The following is a 12,222-nucleotide window of genomic DNA, read 5'->3' as shown; positions in this document are numbered from 1 at the left end:
TGGGCATATTTGTGTCTTGCCAGTTAAGGTTAAGGCTACTATTTAGCTGTGAACAGATAAATAAGGTGGGCTTGAAAGGCCTGATTCAGTTATTATTGAATAACTTGATTGTAGGGGAGGCTTGAGGCGGTGGTTGGGTCACATAAGCAACATAAATTAGGAGTAACCATGAAGAAAAATTTACTAGCCCTGCGCTGGGTTGTACTGGCGCTTTTTGTATTCAGCAGCTGTACTTCCTCCAATGAGGAAGATCCGCAACCCGCCGGGAGCCAGTATTTTGTTTCGGCTAAGTCGCTGGGTATCCTACCCAAGGCAGCCTTGCAGGTGTACGCCGCAACGGGCGGCTTCTCCCAGTTTGTACCGTACCTGAATTATGATGTGGCGTTCTATCAAGTGGTGTACAACACCACGTACAAAGGCACGCCGGTGCAGGCCTCTGGGCTCTTATGCCTTCCGCAGGGCACCCCGTCGCCGCCAGCCGTGGTAAGTGCCCAGCACGGTACCATTTTCGCCGATGCCGATGCTCCTTCCAATTTCCCCGGAGGGTTCTCAGGCTTTGAGATGTTAGCCGCGATTGGGTATGTGACCGTAATCCCCGACTTTATTGGCTACGGCACCACCAAAAACCTGGTGCACCCTTATTACGACGAGGAACACTCGGCGGCAGCGGTGGTAGACATGCTCAAGGCGGCAAAATTCTATCTGGAGCGGGAGAAAGTAGCCACCAACGACAACCTGTTCCTGATAGGCTATTCTGAAGGCGGTTATGTGACCCTGGCCGCCCAGAAAGAGATTGAGGCAAATCCCTCGAATGGCCTAGACTTAACGGCGGTGGCCGCCGGGGCCGGAGGCTATGATCTGACGGGGATGATGAGCACCATTGCCACCGTGCCCACCTATGCAGAACCGTCCTTTCTGCCCCTTATCCTACACGGCTATAACGTGACCTACAACTGGAACCGCCCTTACTCAGATTTCTTTCAGCAGCCGTACGCGGGTAAAATTCCGGGGTTGTTGGACGGCACCAAAGACCGGGAGCAGATCAACGCGGAGCTTACTACCTCGCCATCGGATTTGTTTAACCCTACGTTCTACGCCAACCTGAACGTATCTGCCGGTGAGCCGGTGCTCAAGCAGGCGCTCATCCAGAACAGTCTGCTGGACTGGGTGCCTAAAACCCGTACCCGCCTGTACCACGGTACCGAAGACGAAGCCGTTTTCTACCAGACCTCGGTGACCACGTATAACCAGTTTCTGTCAGCGGGGGCCACTAATGTCACGTTTACGCCTATCCAGGGCGGTACGCACAGAACCAGTATTGAACCCATGATGCTGGACGTGCTGCCGTGGTTTGCGTCCCTGAACCAGTAGTCCGCCTCAGATTCGGGACCGGAAAAAGGAATAGCGTTTTACGCCTGTTTTCCAGAAATTAGCCCCTAAACGCAATTGCCCCTGCTTATGGCCTCCCTCCTGAAAGATGTCTACTTGCCCCAGTTCTTCTCTGCTTTCGCGCGGGTGTTGCAAAAAGTGGTGCCAGCGGTAGACCCGGAGGAGTTCAGCCGTCGTATTTTTACCCCAGACTGGGAAGCCAAAGAACTGAAAGCGCGCATGCGGCACACGACCCTGGTGCTGCACCATTTTCTGCCCTCTGCCTTTGCGGAGGCCGTGCCGGTGCTGCTACAGACCATTGAACAGCTCAAAGCCGACCAGTTTCCCGTGAGGCACGTGGAGTTCATGTTCTTTCCAGATTACGTGGAGCTTTTTGGGTTGGAAGACCTGCAAACGTCCATCCACGCGCTGGAACACATCACGCAGTTCATCAGCGCTGAATTTGCGGTGAGGCCGTTTCTCCTGAAATACCCCGAACCGATGATGGAGCAGATGGTGGCCTGGTCTACGCACCCACAGCACACCGTGCGGCGGTTGGCCAGCGAAGGATGCCGGCCGCGCCTGCCCTGGGCCATGGCTTTGCCGTTTCTGAAGAAGAACCCGGCACCCATATTGCCCATTCTGGAGAACCTCAAAAATGATCCCTCAGAATTTGTGCGCCGCAGCGTGGCTAATAACCTCAACGATATCTCCAAAGACAACCCGGAACTGGTGCTGCAACTGCTGGCTCGCTGGAAAGGGCAGAGCCCCCACACCGATTGGGTGGTGAAACACGGTTGCCGCACCTTACTCAAACAGGGGCATACACAGGTCTTGCAGTACTTCGGGTATGAAAAAGAAGCGCCGCTGGCTTTGCAGAATTTTCAGGTGCACACCCCGGAGGTGGCTCTGGGCAACGAGCTGCAATTCTCTTTCGTGCTGAAAAACCTGGCGCCGCTGCCCCAGAAAATTAGACTGGAGTACGGCGTGTACTACCGGAAAGCCAATGCGTCGCTCGCCCGCAAAGTGTTCAAGATCAGTGAGCGCGAATATGCGCCCGTGGAGGAAGTGACCATCAGCCGCAGGCAAAGTTTCCGGTTCATCACCACCCGCAAATATTACCCGGGGGCGCACCGCTTGTCACTGATTGTGAACGGACAGGAAAGGGAAACTCTGGACTTCACGGTAACTCAGTAACCCATGGCGCACCTCCTCCTTGTAGAAGACGATCCCAATCTGGGCTTCCTGCTGCAAGACAGCCTGGAGAGCGCGGGCTACACCGTGACCCTCTGCCCCGATGGCGAAGCCGGCCTGAACGCCCTGTCCGCCGCGCGTTATGACCTCTGCGTGCTGGATGTCATGCTGCCCAAGCTGGATGGTTTCTCCGTGGCCCGGCAAATGCGCCAACGGCAGGTAGACGTGCCCTTCATGTTCCTGACCGCCAAAGCGCTCAAAGCCGACCGTTTGCAGGGCTTTGAACTGGGCTGCGACGATTACCTTACCAAACCCTTCGGGCTGGAGGAACTGGTATACCGCGTAAAGGCCATCTTGCGCCGCACCGCCCAGGTACCGCAGCCCGCACCCTTAGAAAAACTTCCCGCTCCGGCAGAGACCATCAGATTTGGGGCATCGGTGTTAGAGTTCCAGAACTTATTGTTGCACGTGGGCGGCCATACCCACACGCTCACCCACCGGGAAGCCGAGCTGCTTCGGCTCTTCGCCCAGCACCCGCAGCAACTGCTCAAAAGGGAGGACATTCTACAGCGCCTCTGGCAGGATGATGGCTATTTTGTGGGCCGAAGCCTGGATGTGTTCATCTCGCGCCTGCGGAAATACCTGCAACCAGATGCCCACCTAAAGATCACCACCGTGCATGGCCGGGGGTACAAACTGGAAGTAACCGGGCCGGACGTTTAGGGGCTGTTTTTCCAAAAAGAGGCGCTAAACAGATAATCAACTTTCTTTCTTTTCCTGTTTCTTCTGTTCTTTCTCCGCCTTTTTCTGGGCCTTGTTCGTTTTCATGATTTTCTTCATCTGCTGCATCACGTTGATGGAGCCCGTTTTCACGTTGTCCATGGCCACGGTGCCCACCACGTCGCTTTTAGGTTCCAGCACCGAGTACGTGACCATGCGGTAGGGCCAGTCTTTGTCCCCGAAGATGGTTTTGAACGCGGTTTTCACGGGTTTCTGGATGTCTGAGGTGGCCACTATGTCAATGGGGGTTTTGCTTTGGGCTTTGATGAGGTAGTCTTTTTTGAGCTTACCGGAGGTGAACATGTGGTCTTTGAGCTGCATCTTCACATCATAGCGCCGCACGTAAAAGTCAAAGTGGTTGGGGTTGTCTATGAGCAGCGTCATGGTCATTGCCATGTTGTCCAGCCCAAAATCGTTGATCTTCACGTCTATCAGTTCCTGGCCGGGCAGGGCCGGGATGATCAGGTCCAGGTCCTGGTTTATGTCAAATTCCCTGGGGCCCACCAGTGGCAGGTCACTGTACGCCTCCAGGTGCGCCTGTACCTTGCCGCCTTCCCGCACTTGCCTCCGCACCAGCTCACGGGTCACGTTGTGGTTCATGGTCATGGGGAGTTTGAGGACCTGGGCTTTCCCTTCCTGCTCTGCCCGGCTAAACGTCTTCTTGCCCTTCGCGATGGGGGTGCCGTAGAGGCTGAACTCATATTCCACGCTGTCCACAAAACCAGAGAGGAGCGAAGGCTTCACTTCGGCCAGTAGGTTCATGGTGGCTGTCTGCTCGTTTATCCGCGCATCGGTGACCCGCAGGTGGTCTATGTCCGGGGCCAGGAACGAGATCAGTTTGCGGGTGGGCGTAAGCGCGAAGAATATACCGCCGGCCACCAAGAGTACCAGAAGCACCAGTAACGTGATTTTGAGTCCTTTTTTCATGAGCAGGGAATATGGCGATGAAGTAAGCAGAAATAAGCGCTCTTAAGGCTAACGGAACCAGTTGCTACTAGTTGGTTACGGTTTGATAATTAAGTATTTATCCTGTGTGGGCTGCGGTTAGCAACAGAAAGAGAGCGAGGTGCCGCCGGGCGGGAGGGGAGGGCTTCACCGGTGTCTGGGGCGTTTAGGGGCTGTTTTTCCAAAAAGAGGCGCTAAACGGAAACCTGCTCCCAAAGGGCACCGCGGGGCAGCGGGAGATTAAACATCGGGCGCAGCCTTCCGTATTAACAGCAATTTCAGAAAGCTGACATTGGGCGGCATCCGGTTGCCCTGTTTCCTGCCGCTTCACAAGCGCCTCACCACCAGACCCCTTATCTCCATGATGCACCCGCCCATCTATAAGATCCCGCTCCTGGCCTTTGTGCTGTTCCTGCTTTCAGCGTGCGGCCAATACCCCAAAGATCCTCGGCATACCTTGGACCAAGTGACGGGGGGGCACCCTCATTGTGGGCTACTCAGAGAACCCGCCCTGGGTAGTGAAAGGCCCCAACGGCCCCACCGGCATTGAGCCCGATCTGGTGAAAGCCTTCGCCCAAACCCTGCAGGCCGACATTAGGTGGCGCAACGACACGGAGCAGAACCTGCTGGAGGAACTGGAGCAAAACAAGCTGCACCTGGTCATGGCCGGCATCACCCATGACACCCCCTGGAAAAAGAAAATAGCCTTCACCCGGCCTTACCTGGAGCAGGGCAAGAAGAAACACGTGCTGGGAGTCATAAAAGGGGAGAACGCGTTTGTGCTTGCCCTGGAGAAATTTCTGCACCAGCAGGAGCCTTTCCTTAAAACCCTCGCCACGCCATGAAACCCATAGACAGATTTGAGTACCCTAAAGAGTTGCAGGAAGATTTCAGGAAAGCCAAGCGGCTGGAGTGGATCACCATTTTCTACCTGCTGTCAACGGCGGCGCTGGTCATGGCCACCATGGGCAACTCCCAGGCCATGAAAACCGCCTGGTTTGAAGACATCCTGAGCCTTACCCCGGCCATTTCATTTCTGGTGGCCTCCCGGGTGTTCCATAAAGCGCCCAACAAGAACTTCCCGTACGGGTACCACCGGGTGGTGAGTGTGGCGTATCTGTGCAGCGCCGTGGCCCTGTTTGGGGTAGGGGCTTTCCTCATCTTTGACTCCGCCAGCACCCTGGTGAAGCAGGAGCACCCCACCATTGGCATGAAAGTGATCTTTGGGCACCAGGTCTGGCTGGGCTACCTCATGATGGCCGTGATGGTGTATGGCACCATTCCGGCGCTCATCTTAGGCCGAATGAAGCTGCCCCTGGCCGAAAAGCTGCACGAGAAAAACCTCTACACCGACGCCGACATGAACAAAGCCGACTGGATGACCGCCGCGGCGGCCATTCTGGGCGTGGCCGGCATAGGCATGGGCTGGTGGTGGGCAGATTCAGTAGCGGCGCTCATCATTGCGTTTGACATCATCAAAGACGGGTACACCAACCTGAAACAAGCCGTGTTTGATATCATGGACGAGCGGCCCAAAACCGTGAACGACCAACAGGACGATCCGCTGCTCCAGGAAGTCAAAGAGGTGCTGGAACGGGAGACCTGGATCAAAGAACACGCTTTCAGGATGCGCGAGGAAGGCCACATTTACCTGGGCGAAGGTTTTGTGGTGCCCAAACAGGAACAAGATTTGGTAGACAAGATTGAGCAGCTCACCCAGAAAGTGGAAGGGCTAAGCTGGCGAATTCAGGAGTTTGTGGTGATGCCCGTACGGGAATTGCCCCTTCCCAACGGGCAGGATGGCGAAGAATGACCAAACCCTTCTTTGCGTTTAGGGGCTCTTTTTGTAAAAAGAGCCCCTAAACGCAAAGAATGACAGAATTAGTGAGGGAAGCAGAGTTTGAAGGTAGTGCCCACCTGCGGGGTACTTTCCACGGAGATCTTGCCGCCCAGGCTTTCCATCTGGGTTTTCACCAGGTGCAGGCCCAGTCCCTTGCCTTCGGTGTGGAAGTGGAACCGCTTGTAGAGCTTAAAAAGGTTGTCTTTCTCTTTCTTCAGGTTAATGCCCAAGCCGTTGTCTTTGATCTGGAAGCAGAGGTACTCTTCCTCTTTTTCGGTCTGGATGTTGATCTCCAGCGGCCGGTCTGGGGAACGGTACTTGAGGGCGTTGGTGAGCAGATTCTGCAAAATGCTGGTCACGTAGCTGCGCACCGAGAAAATCTCCTTTCCCCCGGAAAAATCGGTGTAAATGGCGGCCCGGCAGGCTTCCACCTGCTGCTGAATACCCGAAATAACTCCCAGCAGCTCTGTCTTCAGGTCAATGGGTTCCTTCAGTTCCACCATTTGGCTCCTGATGGTGAGGATCTGGTTCAGGTCTCTAATCACGCCGTCTAGCCGTTCAGACGCTCCGTGCAGGTTCTTGATGATTTTGGCGGCCGTTTCCTTGTGTTCCAGGTTGCGGGGCAACAACTGCACCAGGCCCAGAATGTTGGCTACCGGAGCCCGCAGGTTATGGGAGACAATGTAGGCGAACTGCTGGAGGTCTTTGTTCTGGCGCAGGAGGTCTTCGGTGAGCATGATGCGGTCCTGCTGCGCCACCTTTATCTCAGTGATGTCTGTGGTGATGCAAACCACCCGTTTCAGTTCCCCGGCCTCGTCTAAGATAGGCGTGAACTCTAGGTGGAGCCAGGTGGTAGAGCCATCTTTGTTGTAACGCAGAATCTCCTCGCGTACCAGCACTTTCTCCACGCTCACTTTCTGGTGGATGCGGCGGTGCACTTCCATTTCAGTTTCGGGGCCACTCAGTACATCTGCGGGGTATTTCCCTTTGATTTCTTCCAGGGTAAAGCCGGTTTCCTGGCTGAAGGCCTCGTTCACCCATTCAAACTTCCCATGCTTATCTGTGACCACAATGCCGTTTTTAACTTTGCTGGCCACTACAGAAAGCTTCTGGAGTTCGCGTTCCGTTTCTTTGGCTACGGAAATGTCCCGTACAATGGCGTATATGCCTTCCACCTGGCCGTCTACCAGAATAGGAATAAGCGTGAGGCTGATGTCTATTCTCCGCTCCCTGTGATCAAGAAAGACCGTATCTAGGTAATAAGAGGTGCCGGAAATGCTGTTCTGGAACAGCTGGCGGCAATTTGCCTGCTGTCTGGGGTGAATGAAACGGTTGAAATGGTGGTGAAGGATGGTGTTTTCCTCCTGTTGCAAAAGCTGACACCCGCTGGTGTTCACCCCCTGGATTCGGCCGGTTCTGTCCAGGGAGAAGACGGCGTCTGGGTGGTGCTCAAACAGGGATTTATAGCGCTGCTCGCTTTCCTTCAACTTTTGTTCGGCCTCAATTCTGTCTGTGATGTCTCTGGACTTGAGCACTACTCCCTTGATGGCATGGTTGTCGGTCTGGTTGGTGACCACCGTCTCCAGCCAATGCCATCTCCCGTTGGCGGCCCTGAACCGGAAAGGTACATTCTCAATTGTAGAGTTGATCTTGGTCAGGTACTGGTAAAAGAGGTGTTTCACAAAATCAATATCCTCTGGGTGCACAAACTCAAAGCAGGTTTTCCCCAGCAGGTCTTCCTGCGGATAGCCCAGAATACGGGTAATAGAATCACTGACAAATTTGTACTCCCCCTCCGTAGACACAATATTGACCATGTCATAGCCATTGTCGGCCAGGGCGCGGTAGCGGGCTTCGGCGGCCAGCAGCTTTTGGGTAGTCAGGTCCAGTTGGGTGCGCTCGCGGGCCACGCAATAAGAGATTCTTTCCTCCCGGTCCCAGTGCAAGACCCATTCCAGGTGCACCAGGCTACCGTCTTTCCGGAGGTAGTGGTAACTGGTTTCCACTACCTCCCCCAAAAAGAATTTTTCCTCCCAGGCAGACTGTACTTTCTGGTAATCTGGAAAGTAAATTATCTCCAGAAACTTTCGGCCGATGAGCTCAGCAGGGAGGTAGCCTAAAATTTGCTGGCAAGAATTACTCACGAACAGGAAGGTGCCTTCTGCGTCAAAGGCACAACTCATCTCACGGGAAAGATGGATGAAATTCTGTAAATTGATTTTTTGCTTCTCCGGCTCCTCCATTACTCGTGCACGTACACCTGATTCAGGTAAAAATCTTGCGTGTTCTATTGGGCCAGCGGGCAGATAAACGCTTACTCCAGAAGGAAAGAAACGCCAAAAAGCTGGCTGCCACTAAAACAGCTTCTAAATAAAAAATAATGGGGGAATGCTGCAAAATTACAAATTATCTGGGGATTTAAGGCGAATGCTCTATGAAAAAGTCAAATAAGGGAAATATACTTCTGCGTGGCGGGGAGAAACGGCAGAATTGGGATTATTCCTGAAACTAACCTTCCACCCATGTCAGGCAGGAGGGGCTGGTAAACAGAAAGCATAAAAAAAGCCCTACCTGAAAATAGGTAGGGCTTTTTTATTAAGAGCGGGGGCCGTTAATCTACTTTCTCCCCTACCTTCTGAACCCCTTTCTTAGTGGTGTTCTTTACGGCTTTACCGGCTTTCTTGGCGCCTTTGCCCGTAGCCTTGGCACCGCTCACGGCCAGGTTCTTGGTTCCTTTCCCCACCGATTTGGCACCGTGGCCCACCTGGTGAGCTCCTTCCTTGGCTCTTTCCTTGTTGGTCTGTTTCACCTGGGTGGTGTCCTGCACAGGTTGCACGGGAAGATCAGTGGCTGAGGCGGTAGTTATCTGGAGGTTGGCTGCCACAAACAGGGCCGCTAAAAATGTTATCTTTTTCATTTTGCTTCAGTTAAGTGAGAATATCTGTTGCCTTCCTTAAAACGGTGCGCGTGCGGGAGGGTTGCTCTCTGTAATGAAAGAAATGCGTTTAGAGGCTCTTTTTCCAAAAACGGCCCCTAAACAGGAGTAGTGGAATTCTTTGCAAAGACTGGAATCTTTCATAATAGTTGCACGTTTAACTATTGTATACTTAACTTTGTGCCATGAACGAGAACCACCGTGAAAACGCCATCCTTTTCCTGCAGCAGATGTCTAAAGTGACTTTAGCGTTGAAGGGGTTCATGCGTCAGAAGTTCAAGGCGCATAACCTGGACATCACCTTTGAAATGCTACAGGTCCTGCGTTTCCTGTGGGCGAAAGACAATGTGAACCAGCAGGAGATTGCCAACGCCATCATCAAAGACAAGGCCAGCCTCACGTACCTCATAGACAATCTGGTACGCCGTAAGCTGGTGCAACGTACCGAAGACGGGCAAGACCGCCGCAACAAGTTAATTACCCTCACCCCGGAGGGCCGGAACCTGCAAAGTTTGGTCACGCCCTGGCTGGAGGAAATGTACGGACTGGTAGCCAAGAACATCTCTGAGGAGACGCTGGAAAACGGATTGCGCATTTTTGACAGCATCTATAAAAGCGTGCAGGAAACTGCTGAGTAAATTTTTTTGTAGTAATAGTTAAACATTTAACTGTAAAGAATTTTATGATTAAGGAACCAATCGTTTTGAGTCTGCTGCTGTGGCTGCTGGTTTGTCTGGGCGTACAGGCCCAGGAACTGGTGCCGCAGGTGCTTACGCTAGACGAACTTTTCACCTTGGCCGAGCAGAACAGCCAGCAGCTGCAGGTGTCGCGTACCGGCATTGAGCTGGCCGGCCAGCAGCGCGCCGTAGCCGAAACCCAGCAGCGTCCCAGCCTGAGTGTGAGCGCGTCGGGTAGTTACCTGGGCGACGTGAAGATCCTCAACCCAGACCTGTCGGAGGCTAGAAGCGTGGAGATGCCGCACTTCGGGAACTCCTTCTCGGTGCAGGCTAGCCAGGTGGTGTTCAAGGGCGGAGCCATCCTAAACAGTATTGAACGCGCCCAGCTGAGCCAGGAAGTAGCCCAACTGAACTTTGATAAGAACCGCGCCGACATAAAATTGCTGCTGGTGGCCCGCTACGTAGATCTGTACCGGCTGGCCCGCCAGCGTGAGGTCTACCAACGCAACATTGAGCTGGCCCAGCTGCGCATGAAGAACATCCAGAATCTGTACAAGCAGGGCATGGTCACGCGCAATGACTTGCTCCGCAGTGAGCTTCAGATCACCAACCTGAGCATGGCGGTGCAGGAAGTGAGCAACAATCTGGCTATCTCCAACCACCAGCTGCGGCAGATTGTGGGCTTGCCCGCCAACATCCAGATTGTGCCAGACTCCTCGTTCCTGCAGACCCAACTGGAAACCCGTGACTACCACACTTACCTAGACCTGGCCCTCCAAAACTTCCCAGACCTGAAGGCGGGGCAAGTGAATGTAGACATCGCCCGTAAGAACCTGCAGATTGCCAAGGCAGATAAATTGCCCACCGTCTCGCTGCAGGCGGGTAACTCGCTGTCACGGCCGCTTACCAACGTGAGTCCGGCCATAGACATGTACTCGCAGGGCTGGAACATGGGGGTAGGCATCAGCTATAACCTGTCTTCTTTGTACAATGCCCGCCACAGCATAGCCGTGGCTAACACTGCCGTAATCCAGCAACAGCAGATGCTCGCGCTGCAGCGGCAGAACATTGAGAACGAAGTGAACAGCGCTTTCATCAAACATAACGAGGCCCGGGACCGGAGCCGGAGCTTTGCCCAGGGCGTACGCCTGGCCAACGAGAACTACCGCATTGTGGAGAAGAAGTACTACGGCAACCTGGCCCTTATTGTGGACCTGCTGGATGCCACCAATGCCAAGCTGGACGCTGAACTGCAGAAAGCCAATGCAGACGCCAACATCTTCTACACCTATTACCAATTACAACGCTTAGCCGGAAACCTTTAATAGAAATCATTCATCATCATGTCACAGCAGAAAGAACAAACAGAAGCGCAAGCACAGCCTAAGAAACGGAAAGTGGGGCCAATGGTCCTCAACACACTGTTGCTGCTGGCGGTAGCCGGTGGGTTGCTTTGGGTGGCCAGCCTCTTCTTTGATTTTAGCCATCACGAAGTCACCAACGATGCCCAGGTGGAGCAGTTCATCACGCCCATCAACGCGCGCGTGGGAGGCTACATAGACCAGATCCGTTTCACAGAGCACCAACCCGTGAAGAAAGGAGACACTCTGGTGGTCATCAATGACAACGAGATCAGGATACAGTTGGCCCAGGCCGAAGCTGCCTATCTGGACGCCGTGGCCAACCGGAACGTGACCAGCTCCAGCGTGAACACCGTGAGCAACAACGTGGGGGTGTCTGAAGCCAACATCGCGGAGGCCAAAGCCCGCCTGGAGAACCTGGAAGTGAACTACAGACGCTATGAGAGTCTCCTGCAAGATGAGGCCGTGACACGCCAGCAGTACGAACAGGTGAAAACCGAGTATGATGCCGCCCGCGCCCGTTACCGCGGACTTTTAAAGCAAAAGCAGACCACCCAGCTCTCTACCCAGGAGGTGAAGTCCAGACTGGCCGTGAACGACGCCAACATCAAACGCGCCGCCGCCGCCCTGGACATGGCCAAACTGAACCTGAAGTATACCGTGATCACCGCGCCGTATGACGGAGTGGTAGGCCGCCGCACCATCCAGGAAGGGCAGCTGATTCAGCCCGGACAGGCTTTGGTGTCTATTGTGCGCGCCGGACAAATCTGGGTGGTGGCCAACTACAAAGAAACCCAAACCGGCCACCTGTCCATAGGGCAGAAAGTGGAGGTGGAGGTAGACGCCATCAAAGGGAAAGTGTTTACCGGCCAAATCACCGCTATCTCTGAGGCCACCGGGGCTAAATACTCCGCCGTGCCTACAGATAACTCCACCGGTAACTTCGTGAAAATCCAGCAGCGGATTCCCGTGCGCATTGACTTTACCTCCGCCAACAGCCCAACCGATCTGGACAAGCTCCGCGCCGGCATGAACGTGGAAGTGAAGGCGCTGCTGTAACCTGCGCCTGCGTTTAGGGGCTCTTTTTCCAAAAACGGCCCCTAAACGCCAAGAGGTGCTCAG

General features: G+C 54.2%; 11 protein-coding genes. 8 read left to right on the top strand and 3 right to left on the bottom strand.

Annotated features, from left to right (window positions below; genetic code table 11):
• Window positions 1–168: 168 nt before the first annotated feature.
• The 3 genes from EFA69_RS05405 to EFA69_RS05395 all read left to right on the top strand — a co-directional run bounded on the left by EFA69_RS05405 (window position 169) and on the right by EFA69_RS05395 (window position 3,285).
• Window positions 169–1,371, top strand: coding sequence for an alpha/beta hydrolase family protein (locus tag EFA69_RS05405; protein WP_123132084.1), 1,203 nt, complete (start codon window positions 169–171; stop codon window positions 1,369–1,371).
• A gap of 87 nt (window positions 1,372–1,458) precedes the next feature.
• On the top strand, window positions 1,459–2,565 hold the full coding sequence (locus EFA69_RS05400; RefSeq protein ID WP_123132083.1) for a DNA alkylation repair protein: 1,107 nt from the start codon (window positions 1,459–1,461) through the stop codon (window positions 2,563–2,565).
• Window positions 2,566–2,568: 3 nt separating this feature from the next.
• Complete coding sequence (locus tag EFA69_RS05395) at window positions 2,569–3,285, top strand: response regulator transcription factor (protein ID WP_123132082.1); 717 nt, start codon at window positions 2,569–2,571, stop codon at window positions 3,283–3,285.
• Window positions 3,286–3,321: 36 nt separating this feature from the next.
• Here EFA69_RS05395 and EFA69_RS05390 read toward each other — a convergent pair whose 3' ends face one another.
• Window positions 3,322–4,269 (bottom strand): hypothetical protein, encoded by a 948-nt coding sequence (locus EFA69_RS05390; RefSeq protein ID WP_123132081.1) that lies wholly within the window; start codon window positions 4,267–4,269, stop codon window positions 3,322–3,324.
• A gap of 506 nt (window positions 4,270–4,775) precedes the next feature.
• Here EFA69_RS05390 and EFA69_RS05385 point away from each other — a divergent pair.
• On the top strand, window positions 4,776–5,132 hold the full coding sequence (locus EFA69_RS05385) for a transporter substrate-binding domain-containing protein (protein ID WP_183906700.1): 357 nt from the start codon (window positions 4,776–4,778) through the stop codon (window positions 5,130–5,132).
• Window positions 5,129–6,100, top strand: coding sequence for a cation diffusion facilitator family transporter (locus EFA69_RS05380; RefSeq protein WP_123132079.1), 972 nt, complete (start codon window positions 5,129–5,131; stop codon window positions 6,098–6,100). The genes EFA69_RS05385 and EFA69_RS05380 overlap by 4 nt, the downstream gene beginning before the upstream one ends.
• Window positions 6,101–6,168: 68 nt before the next feature.
• Here EFA69_RS05380 and EFA69_RS05375 read toward each other — a convergent pair whose 3' ends face one another.
• Window positions 6,169–8,370 carry a PAS domain S-box protein gene (locus EFA69_RS05375; protein ID WP_123132078.1) on the bottom strand — a complete coding sequence of 734 codons (2,202 nt, stop codon included), beginning with the start codon at window positions 8,368–8,370 and terminating at the stop codon, window positions 6,169–6,171.
• 368 nt (window positions 8,371–8,738) lie between these two features.
• Window positions 8,739–9,044 carry a hypothetical protein gene (locus EFA69_RS05370; RefSeq protein WP_123132077.1) on the bottom strand — a complete coding sequence of 102 codons (306 nt, stop codon included), beginning with the start codon at window positions 9,042–9,044 and terminating at the stop codon, window positions 8,739–8,741.
• 203 nt (window positions 9,045–9,247) lie between these two features.
• On the opposite strand from EFA69_RS05370, the gene EFA69_RS05365 reads away from it, so the two are divergent.
• From EFA69_RS05365 to EFA69_RS05355, 3 genes are read left to right on the top strand one after another with little or no spacing between them, the layout of a single operon-like run.
• Window positions 9,248–9,700, top strand: coding sequence for a MarR family winged helix-turn-helix transcriptional regulator (locus tag EFA69_RS05365; protein WP_123132076.1), 453 nt, complete (start codon window positions 9,248–9,250; stop codon window positions 9,698–9,700).
• Between the two features lie 44 nt (window positions 9,701–9,744).
• Window positions 9,745–11,064 (top strand): TolC family protein, encoded by a 1,320-nt coding sequence (locus tag EFA69_RS05360; protein ID WP_123132075.1) that lies wholly within the window; start codon window positions 9,745–9,747, stop codon window positions 11,062–11,064.
• Between the two features lie 18 nt (window positions 11,065–11,082).
• The gene (locus EFA69_RS05355) at window positions 11,083–12,159 is read left to right on the top strand and encodes an HlyD family secretion protein (RefSeq protein ID WP_123132074.1); all 1,077 of its coding nucleotides are present in this window, start codon (window positions 11,083–11,085) and stop codon (window positions 12,157–12,159) included.
• Window positions 12,160–12,222: the final 63 nt, after the last annotated feature.

Source organism: Rufibacter immobilis (assembly GCF_003721565.1).
Lineage (GTDB): Bacteria > Bacteroidota > Bacteroidia > Cytophagales > Hymenobacteraceae > Nibribacter > Nibribacter immobilis.
This window is presented reverse-complemented; position numbering and strand designations above follow the sequence as displayed.

Coding starts and splice junctions, on each gene's coding strand:
- EFA69_RS05400 (WP_123132083.1), top strand. CDS start 1,459: ATGGCCTCCCTCCTGAAAGATGTCTACTTGCCCCAGTTCTTCTCTGCT.
- EFA69_RS05395 (WP_123132082.1), top strand. CDS start 2,569: ATGGCGCACCTCCTCCTTGTAGAAGACGATCCCAATCTGGGCTTCCTG.
- EFA69_RS05355 (WP_123132074.1), top strand. CDS start 11,083: ATGTCACAGCAGAAAGAACAAACAGAAGCGCAAGCACAGCCTAAGAAA.
- EFA69_RS05375 (WP_123132078.1), bottom strand. CDS start 8,370: ATGGAGGAGCCGGAGAAGCAAAAAATCAATTTACAGAATTTCATCCAT.
- EFA69_RS05370 (WP_123132077.1), bottom strand. CDS start 9,044: ATGAAAAAGATAACATTTTTAGCGGCCCTGTTTGTGGCAGCCAACCTC.
- EFA69_RS05360 (WP_123132075.1), top strand. CDS start 9,745: ATGATTAAGGAACCAATCGTTTTGAGTCTGCTGCTGTGGCTGCTGGTT.
- EFA69_RS05390 (WP_123132081.1), bottom strand. CDS start 4,269: ATGAAAAAAGGACTCAAAATCACGTTACTGGTGCTTCTGGTACTCTTG.
- EFA69_RS05405 (WP_123132084.1), top strand. CDS start 169: ATGAAGAAAAATTTACTAGCCCTGCGCTGGGTTGTACTGGCGCTTTTT.
- EFA69_RS05380 (WP_123132079.1), top strand. CDS start 5,129: ATGAAACCCATAGACAGATTTGAGTACCCTAAAGAGTTGCAGGAAGAT.
- EFA69_RS05365 (WP_123132076.1), top strand. CDS start 9,248: ATGAACGAGAACCACCGTGAAAACGCCATCCTTTTCCTGCAGCAGATG.